The organism is Aequorivita aquimaris (genome assembly GCF_001573155.1).
GTDB classification, from domain to species: Bacteria; Bacteroidota; Bacteroidia; order Flavobacteriales; family Flavobacteriaceae; genus Aequorivita; species Aequorivita aquimaris.
On the sequence record NZ_JRWG01000012.1, the window covers coordinates 1 to 12,998 of the forward strand.

General features: G+C 39.3%; 12 protein-coding genes. 5 read left to right on the forward strand and 7 right to left on the reverse strand.

Translation table 11 applies throughout. The features are described from left to right. Both LS48_RS13440 and LS48_RS13445 read left to right on the forward strand, forming a co-directional pair. On the forward strand, positions 1-429 hold a 429-nt coding region (locus LS48_RS13440; protein ID WP_131807732.1), incomplete at its 5' end, for a T9SS type B sorting domain-containing protein. A gap of 9 nt (positions 430-438) precedes the next feature. Then, positions 439-1,440: a PorP/SprF family type IX secretion system membrane protein gene (locus tag LS48_RS13445; RefSeq protein ID WP_062623021.1), complete on the forward strand. Its 1,002-nt coding sequence runs from the start codon at positions 439-441 to the stop codon at positions 1,438-1,440. Between the two features lie 57 nt (positions 1,441-1,497). Here the strand turns inward: LS48_RS13445 and LS48_RS13450 are convergent, their stop codons facing one another. Then, entirely contained in the window at positions 1,498-2,652 is a 1,155-nt protein-coding gene (locus LS48_RS13450) for a vWA domain-containing protein (RefSeq protein WP_062623022.1), read from the reverse strand. Between the two features lie 213 nt (positions 2,653-2,865). Here LS48_RS13450 and LS48_RS13455 point away from each other — a divergent pair, with 213 nt between their 5' ends. From LS48_RS13455 to LS48_RS13465, 3 genes are all read left to right on the forward strand, one after another. Then, the gene (locus tag LS48_RS13455) at positions 2,866-5,061 is read left to right on the forward strand and encodes a tetratricopeptide repeat-containing sensor histidine kinase (RefSeq protein WP_062623023.1); all 2,196 of its coding nucleotides are present in this window, start codon (positions 2,866-2,868) and stop codon (positions 5,059-5,061) included. Beyond that, entirely contained in the window at positions 5,061-5,792 is a 732-nt protein-coding gene (locus tag LS48_RS13460; protein ID WP_062623024.1) for a LytR/AlgR family response regulator transcription factor, read from the forward strand. Before LS48_RS13455 ends, LS48_RS13460 begins: the two co-directional genes overlap by 1 nt. 267 nt (positions 5,793-6,059) lie before the next feature. Beyond that, positions 6,060-6,572, forward strand: coding sequence for a gamma carbonic anhydrase family protein (locus LS48_RS13465; protein WP_062623025.1), 513 nt, complete (start codon positions 6,060-6,062; stop codon positions 6,570-6,572). Position 6,573: 1 nt separating this feature from the next. On the opposite strand, the gene murI is transcribed toward LS48_RS13465, so the two are convergent. From murI to porG, 6 genes are all read right to left on the reverse strand, one after another. Then, on the reverse strand, positions 6,574-7,365 hold the full coding sequence (murI, locus tag LS48_RS13470) for a glutamate racemase (protein WP_062623074.1): 792 nt from the start codon (positions 7,363-7,365) through the stop codon (positions 6,574-6,576). Positions 7,366-7,453: 88 nt separating this feature from the next. Continuing rightward, positions 7,454-7,963 (reverse strand): OmpH/Skp family outer membrane protein, encoded by a 510-nt coding sequence (locus LS48_RS13475; RefSeq protein ID WP_062623026.1) that lies wholly within the window; start codon positions 7,961-7,963, stop codon positions 7,454-7,456. Positions 7,964-8,018: 55 nt separating this feature from the next. Continuing rightward, positions 8,019-8,900, reverse strand: coding sequence for an OmpH/Skp family outer membrane protein (locus LS48_RS13480; RefSeq protein WP_062623027.1), 882 nt, complete (start codon positions 8,898-8,900; stop codon positions 8,019-8,021). 39 nt (positions 8,901-8,939) lie between these two features. Next, the gene (locus tag LS48_RS13485; RefSeq protein WP_062623075.1) at positions 8,940-11,540 is read right to left on the reverse strand and encodes a BamA/OMP85 family outer membrane protein; all 2,601 of its coding nucleotides are present in this window, start codon (positions 11,538-11,540) and stop codon (positions 8,940-8,942) included. Next, positions 11,521-12,264, reverse strand: a complete 744-nt coding sequence (gene uppS, locus LS48_RS13490) for an undecaprenyl pyrophosphate synthase (RefSeq protein WP_062623028.1) — start codon at positions 12,262-12,264, stop codon at positions 11,521-11,523. The genes LS48_RS13485 and uppS overlap by 20 nt, the downstream gene beginning before the upstream one ends. 6 nt (positions 12,265-12,270) lie before the next feature. After that, positions 12,271-12,963 (reverse strand): type IX secretion system protein PorG, encoded by a 693-nt coding sequence (gene porG / locus LS48_RS13495; protein ID WP_062623029.1) that lies wholly within the window; start codon positions 12,961-12,963, stop codon positions 12,271-12,273. Positions 12,964-12,998: the final 35 nt, after the last annotated feature.

Sequence of the window (12,998 nt, forward strand, 5' to 3'; positions counted from 1 at the left end):
ATCGAGGTGGTGGCCACGGGCGAGGGCACCTACGAGTACCAGCTGGACAACGGCCCCTTCCAGGACAGCAACATCTTTGAGGGCGTGGCCCCGGGCGACCACACGGTGACCATCCGGGACGTCTATGGCTGCGGCAGCGTGACTTTCGACGTGGGGGTCATCGACTACCCGCCGTACTTTACGCCCAACGGCGACGGCTACCACGACACCTGGAACATCATCGGCATCGCCAGCGGCGACCCTACGGCGAAAATCTATATCTTTGACCGCTTCGGGAAGCTGCTCAAGCAGCTCAGCCCGCTGGGCCAGGGATGGGACGGCACCTACGGGGGAAGCCCCATGCCGTCGAGCGACTACTGGTTCCGCGTGGAGTACACCGAGGACGGAAACCAAAAAGAATTCAAAGGACACTTTACCCTAAAACGATAAATAGAAATTATGAATATTAAACAAATCTCCCTCATCCTACTTTTGTTTTCATCTCTTTATGGATTTTCACAAGACGGTATACCCGTATATTCAGAATATTTAGCTGATAATCTATATATACTGCATCCATCGATGGCGGGAGCGGCAACGCACAATCAAATTCGTTTGACGGCACGTCAGCAATGGTTTGATCAAGATGAAGCTCCGAACCTTCAGACACTTAATTTTAATGCACGTCTTGGAGAACGCTCAGGGGTTGGTGTTATTTTTTATAATGATAAAAATGGTTATCATTCCCAAACAGGAGGATATATAACATATGCCCACCATATTATGTTTTCTAGAAGTGAAGCAGATTTAAATCAGCTATCTTTTGGATTGAGCGCCGGATTAACACAATCACGTTTGGATGAGACTCAATTTGACCTCACAGATTTTGATCCTGTGATTGGAGGAATTATTCAGAGTACTTCATACTTTAATGTAGATGCCGGGCTTTCGTATAACTTTTTGGATTTTTCGGCACATTTCACAGTAAAGAATATCATCTTTCAGAATAGATCAATCTATACTGAAAAGTATGAATCAAACAACCAAAGAAAGTATTTGATTTCAGCTGCATACGCTATCGGTCAATATGGAGCGGATTGGAGCTACGAGCCTTCTTTTCTTTTTCAATGGAGCGAGCGTACTGGTGAGCAGGCTGTGGACGTAAACTTTAAAGCGTATAGAAAAATGGATTTTGGGCAATTGTGGGGCGGATTATCATACCGAAGAAGTCTTGATGGTGCAGAATACCTTAATGGTGAAGAGATAAAGGCACAAAAACTTCAATGGTTCACGCCAATTTTAGGAGTAAATTATAAAAACTTTATGTTTGGGTACAACTACTCTTACCAGTCGGGAAATGTAAAGTTTGAGAGTGGTGGTTTTCATCAAATCACACTAGGTTATGACTTTTTGGGTGGAAGACCCGAACCGTACGATTGTAATTGTCCTGCCATTAACTAATAAAGTGTAAAAAAAAGGGCCTGATATTTACTCAGGCCCTTTTTTGTATGGAGAATATTATTGCCACGTATAATTTTTCTTTTTGGCTTGTTTTTTTATGGCTTCAACCATAGCATTTTCCAAACCATTGTTTGTTTCTTTGGAGTGCTCGGCGATGTACTTTCGGCGTTGCTCGTTTAGCTCCATGATTTCTTTCTGAATCGCTTCTCTTTCGGAACGTTTGGTTTCGAGATATTTTTTTATTTCCGAAGTGCTTTTTCCTTTCAATTCCTGCGGTAATTCTTCCTTTTTCAATTTATCATAACTAAAGTCTTCTTCTTTTTCGGCATCTACTAAATCCCAAGTACTGTTAGTGTATAAATGGCTTCCTTTTGATACTGTTCGGCTTACTGCGTTTGCTTTGCTATATTCTTCAGCATTTGAATCTTGCTCATTTTGCATCGCCTTTTTCATTTCTCCACGGGTTCCGTAAGGTACATAGGTGTTGTTCAGTTTTATATTTAGTTGAATTATTACATCATCATATGGAGATGGAACATAAACGGTTTGTTGGTTTTGGTTAATGGCCATATAGTCGCCATAGGTAAGTTGGGCGCCATCTTTCCAATAGCTGTCAATTCCGTGGCGGTAATCTCCACAAAAAATCGTGTTTACAACCACCCCATTTTCCTTGGCATTTGCTGCAGCATCTTTGTAATTGATGCTTCCTTGCGTAAAAGGTTCGTTTCCGGCAATAAAAACCATTTTTAAATCGTCATCCTCATTGCCCCAATCCAATTTATTCAATGATTCTTGAATAACAGCACCGCAATACTCACTGCCGCCATTGGTTGTTAAGGAGAAAAGTTCTTTGGAAACATCGTCCAAATCTTCCGTAAAGTTTAAAATTTTTCTGATGTAATTGTCGCGCGAACTCAAGTTGTCATTTCCATATTCGTATAAAGCAATTTGAAGTTTTGGTCTTTCATTTCGGCATTTGGCGTAGCTCAATTCATTCACTATCTCCCAAAGCTGTGCCTTAGCTTGGTCTATGAGTCCGTCCATGCTGTTACTCGTGTCCAACAGGAGGGCAACTTTTATATAGTGTTCTTTTTTCAAATTTTGATTTTCGACTGTAGCAAGTAATTGGTCGTAAGGTTTTTTAGTTTCGGCTTTGCACGAAAGGGTCATGGTGAAAGCCGCGAAGAGTAAAATAATCTGTAACTTTTTCATAATTGATATTTTTTAAGTGATTTTAAACAGTATAAACCTAGTGTAGACTTTGTTTAAAAAAAAACTGCTTTGAGGAAGCACTTTATCTGCCTTAGGGAAGCGTATATTTGGATGAGTGAAGTATTCTTTTTTCACATAAGTTGAAGCTATTTCAGAAAAACGTAATTTTAAGCATTGCGGTAAAGTGCGTATGTTTACCGTTTTAATATTAAAATGAAAAACTTTCTTTTTCTATTTACGGCGCTTACCATATTTTCTTCCGTTGCATGCTTTTCACAAGTAAACCGGCAATCGGAAAACAGACCTTTTATGCTGAAGGGTCAAGTGGTGGACGGCGAAACCAATATGCCAATCCCAAAAGTGAATGTTGAAATATTGGGCGGCCAGTACACTACCACAAATCTTTCGGGACGTTTCTCCATTTCAGCAAAAATAGGGGATGAGCTAATTATAAAAAGCGATGATTTTGTAACGGTTTATTATACGATAACCAAAAATGACTTTATTACCGTTCGCGTGGAAAAAGCCAAGGGGGAAACCGAACCTGTGGTTGCTAAAAGTCCAAAAAACACTATGCAGGCTGGCTTTAAGGTTTATTTGGATTCTGCTAGGTTTTTTCTGAAAAAAGATGCGCAGAAAAGTATTGAATATGTAACCCGTGCCCTGGAACCGGGACAAAATAAAACAATTTCAAAAAAGGAAAATGGTCAAGCTTTTGAGACTTTGGGCGATATCAACTTGTTTTGGAACCAGCCCGATCTGGCGATCGATAATTATAAACGAAGTCTCCAAAACACACTGAATACAGAAGTTTCCATAAAATTGGCAAAGGCATTTGCGCAGAATAAAAATTATCAAGAAAGTATTACAACACTTCAGAATTTATCAAAAGGAAACCTCTCAGCTTACCAAAGAGTAGAAGTTTACGAGAGCTTGGGCGATACCTATAAGGCTATTGGCGATGGCGTGAAAAGTGTTTTCAATTATCAAAAGGCACTGGATGTAGCCAAGGAAAACCAAATCACCCCAAAAATCACCAACCTAAATTCCAAAATTGGTGAAGCATACGCCCAGAGTGGGGCGCTTAATGAAGCCGAGGAATATTTTGACAACTCCCTAAAATTGGCCAAGAGGGAAAATAAACAGCGTGCAGTTTCTGAAAAAAATAAGGTGGCAGATTTCTACAACCAAAATCGAGAGTATGACAAAGAAATACAGCTTCGTGAGGAAACCTTGGAAGAACTGAACACGATGGGCAAGGGTACTACTGTAGAAGACGAAGCGCTTACCCCACAACGTCAAAACTATAAAATAGCCAATGCCTTTGTGGCACAGGAAAAGTACAAACAGGCCATTCCATATCTTGAAAAAAGTATAGCTGAAGCCGATAAAAAGGAAGATTTGATAGTACAAAAAGATGCTACTCGAAAACTTTCAGAAATTTATCGCGACATCGGTGAATATGATAAAGCCACCGAAAGCTACCAACGGTATGTGGAAGTTGTGGATGAACTTTATGTGAAGAAAGAACAGGAAATTAGTCAAGCGGCACGCTTCACAAAAGAAATCACACTAAAACAAAACCGTATTGCCAGTTTGGAAAACGACCGAAAGCTAAATGAAAGCCGTTATAAACTAGCCTTTGAAAACCAAGAATTGATAGAGCGAAATAGCCAAATACAAAAGTGGGTTATCATTTCGTTGGCCATTATTGTTTTGTTACTTGTTTTTGCAGCTTATACACAGTACAAAAACGTAAAACAGCAAAAATTCGCTAATAATCTTTTGGCTCTCAAATCGCTTAGGTCGCAGATGAATCCGCATTTTATCTTTAATGCCCTCAACTCAGTAAACAGCTTTATTGCGGTGAATGACGAACGTGCCGCAAATAAATATTTGACCGATTTTTCACTCTTGATGCGCTCTGTTTTGGAGAACAGTGAAGAGGATTTTATTCCTTTGGAAAAAGAAATTGAACTCTTGGAACTCTATGTGAAACTTGAACATTTTCGGTTTAAGGATAAGTTCGACTATAAATTTTCAGTAGATGAAGCCATCAATTTAAATGAGTTTGTAATTCCACCAATGTTACTTCAGCCCTATGTGGAAAACGCAGTATGGCACGGACTTCGGTATAAGGAGGAAAAAGGCTTATTGGAGATTGGTTTTAAAAAGATAGATGCCAAAACCGTAAAGATTACTATTCAAGATGATGGTATTGGCCGTACTAAGTCGAAAGAATTCAAAACCGAAAACCAAAAAAAGCAGAAGTCCAAGGGAATGGGCAATACCCAAAAACGTATAGCTATTTTGAACCAAATGTATAAAGACAAAGTAGATGTAACAGTGGAAAATGTTTTTGAAAACAGTGAAGGTACCAGAGTAGAACTTATTTTAAAGAAAGATTGATGAAACTAAACGCAATAATAGTAGAAGACGAGGAAACCAGCCGGGAAATCCTTAAAAATTATCTGGCAAAGTATTGTCCCTGCATTGCTCTAAAGGGCGAGGCCGGAAATGTGGATGAAGCTTTGGTTTTGATTCGAAATAATGATTTAGATGTGGTTTTTCTCGATGTGGAGATGCCCTTTGGCAATGCGTTCGATTTGTTAGACAAGGTTGGCGACCGCCAGTTTGAGACCGTTTTTGTAACGGCGTACAACCACTATGCTATTGATGCGCTGAATGCACACGCTTCCTATTATTTGCTGAAGCCCATTTCCATAGATAAGTTGATCGAGGCCGTTGATTATGTTTCAGAAATAAAAGCTAAGGAAAACAGTCTTCAAAATTCAATTTTAAAGCCACTGCAAACACAAGTGGCTGGCAAAATAACCATTCCGCTGCAAAACGGTTTTGAAGTGCTTCAAATGGAAGAAATCCTTTATTGTCAAGCAGATGATAACTATACGCAGATCTATTTAAAGAAAGGAAAACGATTGGTAAGCAAGACGCTAAAATATTTTGAAGATTCCCTTGCGGAAAACGGTTTTGCTCGCGTTCACAAATCTTATTTGGTAAACGTGAACGAAATAACCGAATACAAAAAAGGAAAGGGCGGGAGCGTAGTACTTTCCAGCGGGAAGGAAATAATGGTTAGCCCTTCGCGAAAGAAGGAATTGCTAGCTTATTTTGGCTAAAAATTTATTTGGAAACACAAGTGTGATGCTGTATATTTATAGCTCAATTGGAAGCCGAATATACTTCACGCTTTAGTGCCTTTCCAAGAGATTTGAAATTTAATTTTTTTCAGCCCTAAGCCATCTCTATGCCGACCCTATGCCGACCCTATGCCGTCTCTAAGCCGACGTTATGCCGACTCTACCTCATAGATACTCCCTAAATACCCTATAAAAACGTCACAATTAAGTTATTCTAATTTTACAAAGAACTACAAATTACAACCGATGATATTAAAACCCGTAAATGGAAAACATCCAGAAATTCCCAAAGATTGCTTTATTGCTGAAAACGCCACTATTGTTGGTGATGTGGTAATGGGCAATGAATGCAGCGTTTGGTTTAACGCTGTGATTCGCGGCGATGTGCATTTCGTTAAAATGGGCAATAAGGTAAACGTGCAGGACGGTGCGGTAATTCACGCCACCTACAAAACCTCTCCCACTACCATAGGCAACAACGTATCCATTGGGCATAACGCTATTGTTCATGGTTGCACAATCCATGATAATGTTTTGATCGGAATGGGAAGCATCGTCATGGACGATTGTGTGGTGGAGAGCAATACCATTATAGCCGCTGGTGCAGTAGTGTCAAAGAACACTAAAGTTGAAAGTGGAAGCATTTACGCCGGTATTCCCGCCAAGAAAATTAAAAACATAAGTCCCGAACTTACCAAAGGCGAAATAGAGCGCATAGCCAATAATTATGTAATGTATTCCTCTTGGTTTAAAGAGTGAATTAAAACTCTTTTTTCTCCACGGAAATTTTTTCAGAATAGTTTTTCAGAAGAAATTTTAAGGTGTCGGTTTCGGCATTTGTAAAAAATTGAAGATTGGGCGCGGTATTCTCGTCCCGAAGCATATCCATACTTTGCAGTACGGTTTTGGTTTGTCTGGCCACTGCCTCTCCCGAATCGATTATTGTTACGTTATCGGGAAGGATCGCTTTCAACTGCGGGATTATATAGGGATAATGGCTGCAACCCAAAACCAAATAATCTACATTTGCGGCAATCATCGGCTTGGTATGTTTCTTTAATAGCGAAACCATTTCGGGACCGTCAAGATTCCCCGCTTCAATTAACGGCACCAGACCCTCGCCTATAATTTCGACCACGTTTATATCTTTGGTAAATTCCCGGGTAGTTTTGCTGAAAAGGGCGCTGCTCAGGGTTCCTTTGGTGGCCAGAATGCCGATGCTTTTCGCGGTGGTCTGTAACGCGGCGGGTTTTATGGCTGGTTCTATTCCGATAATTGGAATGTCATAATTTTTCCGAAGAGTAGCAATGGCATTGGTAGTAGCGGTATTGCAGGCCACTACAATTATTTTTGCGCCCAACGCCAATAATTTCTCGGTGTTCTTAATGCTCAAATTTGTAATTTCCTCTGCCGTCTTGTTGCCGTAGGGCGCATTTTTGCTGTCCGCGAGATAAATAGTATGTTCCAGCGGCAAAAGTTTGTGGATTTCCTTCCAAATGGAAGAACCGCCCACGCCCGAATCGAATATACCAATGGGATTGTTTTTTTTCATATCGTAAATGTAGCCAATATGTTCAAAATGGCACATAAAAAAACTGCCCGCAGAAGCGGGCAGTTTTTAAATTTCTTTGAAGAAAGAATTACATTCCCAATTCTTTTTTTACATCGGCCATTAGGTCTTTTCCATCGGCAAGGATTACGCCGCTACCTAAGGTTGAGTCTAGCACATATTGATATCCTTGTGCTTTTGCAACCTTTTGAATGGTACTTTGGGCCTTTTCAAGAATTGGCTTAAATATATCTGTTCTTTTCTTATCTAAATCCTGAAGTGCTTGTTGTCTGTACGCTTGTATATTATCCTGCATTCCTTGAACTTCCTGGAATCTTTTTTGGTTTTCTTCATCGCTTTTGCCTGCAGCTTCAGTGTCGTACTGTTTCATTTTGGTTTCTAGCTCTTTGGCCATTGCCTTAATTTCAGTGTCATAGGTTTTCTGCACTTTTTCCAATTGGCTTTGCGCAGCCTTATATTCGGGCATTGCCTCGATTAGTTCTTGAGCATTGATGTGTGCAATTTTGGACTGTGCGTTTACAAAACTTGTAGCCCCCACGAATAGTGCCATTGCAACTAAAACTATTTTCATTTTTTTCATTGTAAGTGTATTTAATTTAAGTGTTATCTTTTTATTTGATTATTATAAAACTATTCTATTCTTGATCATCACCTTCATCGCCTTCTTTTCTTCCTTCAGAAGGATTATTTCTGTTTTGACGGGCCTTCATTATTGAATCTCTTCTTTGTTCTCTTTCTTCAATCAAGCGTCGTCTGCGTTCTTCAAATTCGGCTTTTTTGGCAGCACGGATAGAGTCACGTTCCTTTTGGCGTTGGGCCATCATTTCTTCACGCTCTGTTTTTTTGGCTTCAACCAGTTTTTCGCGCTCTTCCTGTTTTTCTTGAATTGCTTTTTCTCTTTCAGTAATAGCACCTTCTTCTTCAGATGAGAGTGCTTCGCGACGCTCTATTTCGCGTTGCTCTTTTTTATTTGCAGCCTGTACTCTTCTGCCTGCACGTTCAATACTTCGCAGTACCAAATCACTGATGTCATTTCTTTTTGCTGCGAAAAGCATAACCACGTCTGCAGATTTGTCAAAAATAAAATCATACTTTTTATTCTCTGCAATTTCTTGGACTATATTGAAAACTTGATCTTGAATGGGCTGAACCAGTTGTCTTCTTTGGATCATCAAATCGCCATTTGGCCCAAAACGATCCTGCTGGTATTGAAGCATTTCGTCTTCCTTGATTTTTATTTCCTCTTCGCGCTCATCAATAAGTTCTTTAGTAAGCAGCACTCTTTCATTAGCAAGGTTCAGCTTCATTTGGTCTATCTCTTTCTGCTTCTTTTCAATGTCCTGTTTCCAGCGTTGTACCTTGCCTTCCAATTGAATGGAGGCTTCCTTGTACTCGGGAACACTTTCTAGGATATATTCCATATCAATATATCCTATGCGAACGCCTCTTTGAGCTTCTGCCATAAAGGTGAAGCAAAAAAGGAAAAGGGTAAAAAATAGTATTTTTTTTGTCTTCATATTATTTGGTTGTTGTTTAAGAAAATATCGTGCCAATTTTTAAAATTGTTGTCCAATGATAAAGTGGGTTTCCCATCCATTCTTCTCGGTTCCGCCCAAAACAGGATCAAAGCCATATCCGAAATCGATACCCAAAAGTCCGAACGCAGGCATAAATATACGCAATCCTGCGCCAGCGGAACGTTTTAGTTCAAAAGGATTATAATTTCTGAAGCCATCATAAGAAGCTCCTCCCTCTGCAAACCCAAGCACATAGATGGATGCCATCTGTGCCAAAGTTACGGGATATCTTACCTCTAACGAAAATTTATTGTAAATCGTATTTCCGTCTGCATCAGATAAAGATTGGTTAGGATAACCTCTAAGCTGAATTACTTCGCGGCCATCCAAGCTATACGCACCAAGTCCATCACCCCCTACAAAAAATCTTTCAAATGGCGGTACACCACGATCTTGATTATAAGCTCCCAAGAATCCAAACTCGGTATTAGTTTTAAGAACCATTTTTCCAATAAGTCTGGTATACCAACTTCCTTTAAATTTAATTTTGTAATATTCCAGCCATTTAAAACGCTCTTGGTCTATTTCAGAAATTCTTTTCCTGTCATCAATATACTCAGGATCGTCTTGCGGTGTAAGCTCAAGAAGGTCTCTCTCATTAGAAAGCGCTTTGTAATCAACGTTGTTAAACGCTGAATAAGGTAGGGTCAACTTTGCAGTAATGCTGAAGTCGGAACCTTGCGTTGGGTAAATTGGGTTGGTGGCCGTGTTGTTTCGGCTAATACCGATAGTATATGCCAAGTTGTTTGAATATCCATCACCAAATGTAAACAAGCCAGTGTTGTAATTATTCAGATTGTAATGCTGGAAGCTAACAGCATTAGACCATACAAAGTAATCATCGGGCCACTTCACTTTTTTAGCAAGGCCTACCGATCCTCCGGTAATAGTAAAACTTCTGGATTTATCTGCTCTTCTATTGTTGTAATCGTAGAAATTCTGAATAGTGTGAGAGAACGACGTAGACAATTGTACGGGCTTTCTACCACCTAACCATGGTTCTGTAAGAGATATGCTATAAGTTTGGTAATAACTACTGGCTTGTGCCCGGATGGATAGCTTCTGGCCATCACCCATTGGCAAAGGCTTGTAAGAATTTAGGTTGAAAATATTTCTAAGCGAAAAGTTATTGAAGGAAAGTCCAAGCGTTCCAACAAAACCACCTCCGCCATAACCTCCTTGAAGCTCAACCTGGCTTGATCCTTTTTCAACTACGGAATATTCCAAATCAACAAGTCCGTTGTTTTCATCTACTTTTTTGAAATTTGGTGAAAGTTGTTCGGGGTCAAAGAAACCCAATTGGCCCAATTCACGAATGGTTCGCACCACATCGCGCTTGCTGTATTTTTGCCCGGGACGTGTTCTTAATTCTCGATAGATCACATGGTCGTTTGTGCGATCGTTACCTACAACTGTTACGTGGTCAAAATAGAACAGGTTGCGTTCCATAATACGTATCTCAAAATCGATGGTGTCATTGCGCACAGCTACCTCAACTGGGTTTATTCTTGCTGCGAGATATCCGTTGTTTTGATAAAGGTTTGTAAGATCGTTTGCTTCTGGGTCGCTTTCGTCTGCAATGCGTTCCTGTAATAAAACTCCGTTATAGACTTCGCCACTTTTTATGCCCAGGATTTGGCGCAATTGGTTATCGGTAAATACACTGTTTCCGATAAATTTAATATCGCCAAAATAATACTTATCGCCTTCTTCAAGCTTAATGTCTAAGGCTACGTTCTTTTTGTCAAGAACCCGAAGTGTATCACTAATTATTCGGGCATCGCGATAACCATTTGACTTATATTTTTTTAGAATTGATTCTCTGTCCTCCTCAAAACCTTCTTCCGTATATTTTGATCGTTTCCAGAAACGTATAAAGTTTTTGCGCTTGGTTTTTTTCATGGACCGTCGCAATTTGCCATTGGTAAAATGCTCATTTCCTTCAAAATTGATTTTTTTAACTTTTACGCGTTTTCCTTTATCGATTGAAATAACCATATTTCGGGATACTTCTACACCTGTTGAATCGGTATAAGGGATTGTGTTGATGGTAACCTCGGTATTAAAAAAACCGTCTTTTTTATATTTATTTGTAATGTAATTTTTGGTAGTAGTAAGAAGATTTTCCGTAATCTTGGCACCAGCTTTAAGATCATTGTCTTTAATGATTTCTTTTTTCTTGGCCTTTCTTATTCCCTTGCCGTTAATGAGAATTTCATTAAGTTTTGGTAGCTCAACAATATAGAGCTCTAAATCAACATTGTCACCTTCAATATTTGTAACGTAAAAAGCGATATCGCTGAAAAGATTTTGTTCCCAAAGTTTTTTGGTTACTTGGCTCAGTTTTTCGCCCGGAATGTAGATTCTGTCACCTTTTTTTAAACCTGTAAAGGCTATTACGGTCTGCTCGTTAAAGCTCTGTGCTCCAGTAACTTTTATTTCGTTTATGGTGTATTTTCTTCCGCTGTCAAGTTCTTTTTGCTGTGCCTGTAGTGTAAAAACGGAAAGTATTGTAAATAATAAAATACAATAAGATTTTCTGTATGTATGCAATAGGAAACTATTGATTAAGTTGTTCACTGGTTTTTCCAAATCTTCTTTCTCTGTTTTGATAATTTAATATTGCTTCAAAAAGATGGTTTTTTGTATAATCGGGCCAAAGTGTTTCAGTAAAATACAATTCGGCGTACGCTATTTGCCAAAGTAGAAAATTACTAATGCGCTGCTCGCCACTAGTGCGGATCAATAAATCTACATCTGGTAAATTTTGCGTGTAAAGATGATTATTTATTACCGTTTCATCAATATCATGCGGCGAAATTAGGTTATTTTTAACTTTAAGACTAATCTCTTTTATTGTTTTTGTAATTTCTTCCCTAGAACCATAACTTAAGGCAAGGGTGAGGGTCATTCGCTCGTTGTGTTTTGTTTTGTCAATAACGTCTAGCAGCTCTTTGTGCGCTTTTTTTGGTAACGCGTCCAGATTGCCTATGGCATTTAGTTTTATATTGTTATCGGTAAGGGTTTTTATTTCTTTTTTAAGTGAGGAAACCAAGAGTTTCATCAATAGTTCCACTTCCATTTTGGGGCGGTTCCAGTTTTCGGTTGAAAAAGCATATAGCGTTAAAAAAGGAACTCCTATTTCTGCGCTTCCTTCTACTATTTCACGTACTGCTTTGGTGCCATTTTCATGACCAATAGACCGAAAAAGACCCTTTTGTTTTGCCCAGCGGCCATTACCGTCCATAATAATGGCAAGGTGCTGGGGCAGTTTGTCTTTGTCTATTTGGTCTTTATAGTCCATTTATAATTAAAAATTGCAATAACAAGGCTTTCTTCCGAAGGCAAAAGTAACGGTTATACCAGTAAAAACATACCAATCGTCACTGTTTGTGTTTCCAAATTTAAGGCCTTCTTCGTCTGCCAGCCCTTTTACGGGGTTGCTACCGTCCAAATCATCCGTAAAAGTATAACGTGCGCCAATTTCAAAACCTACCATTGCATTTTGGCCCATATTGGCTTTAAAGCCTACAACCATGGGTATTGCAACGCTCATTGCATTATCATATTCTACTATATCACCATTTGCTCGTTTGCGCAAAGCGGTATAACTAAAACCTGTGAGACCGGTATATAAATAAGGGGTTGAAATAGCTTTTTGGGAATGAACGTCAAAATCCCAAAAGGTGTATTCAATCCCTATGGAAAGTTCCTTTACTGTGTTTTCAAATGAATAACCGCGTTGTTTTCTACGGCTGTTAGGACTTTTGGAATCGTCTCCTTTTATATCTGCAATCAATACCGAGCCCCTAAAAGCGTGTCTTGCGCTGCGGTTCCATTTAAAAATACCGCCCACGGCAAAGCTGTTTGGGTTTATGAAATTGGTTTTCCCAACATCACCAATATAGTTTGCGCCTCCAATCATTCCACCTATTTCATAGGTCTGGGAATGTGCATAGAATGCCGTTGAGAGTATTAAAAATACAGTCGCGAAATACTTCATATACTTTAAAAGTTTGCAAATATAACAATAAACTT

Bases quoted from the DNA above. Each gene is read 5' to 3' on its own strand.
- LS48_RS13445 (WP_062623021.1), top strand. From the start codon at position 439: ATGAATATTAAACAAATCTCCCTCATCCTACTTTTGTTTTCATCTCTT.
- LS48_RS13450 (WP_062623022.1), bottom strand. From the start codon at position 2,652: ATGAAAAAGTTACAGATTATTTTACTCTTCGCGGCTTTCACCATGACC.
- LS48_RS13455 (WP_062623023.1), top strand. From the start codon at position 2,866: ATGAAAAACTTTCTTTTTCTATTTACGGCGCTTACCATATTTTCTTCC.
- LS48_RS13460 (WP_062623024.1), top strand. From the start codon at position 5,061: ATGAAACTAAACGCAATAATAGTAGAAGACGAGGAAACCAGCCGGGAA.
- LS48_RS13465 (WP_062623025.1), top strand. From the start codon at position 6,060: ATGATATTAAAACCCGTAAATGGAAAACATCCAGAAATTCCCAAAGAT.
- murI (WP_062623074.1), bottom strand. From the start codon at position 7,365: ATGAAAAAAAACAATCCCATTGGTATATTCGATTCGGGCGTGGGCGGT.
- LS48_RS13475 (WP_062623026.1), bottom strand. From the start codon at position 7,963: ATGAAAAAAATGAAAATAGTTTTAGTTGCAATGGCACTATTCGTGGGG.
- LS48_RS13480 (WP_062623027.1), bottom strand. From the start codon at position 8,900: ATGAAGACAAAAAAAATACTATTTTTTACCCTTTTCCTTTTTTGCTTC.
- uppS (WP_062623028.1), bottom strand. From the start codon at position 12,264: ATGGACTATAAAGACCAAATAGACAAAGACAAACTGCCCCAGCACCTT.
- porG (WP_062623029.1), bottom strand. From the start codon at position 12,963: ATGAAGTATTTCGCGACTGTATTTTTAATACTCTCAACGGCATTCTAT.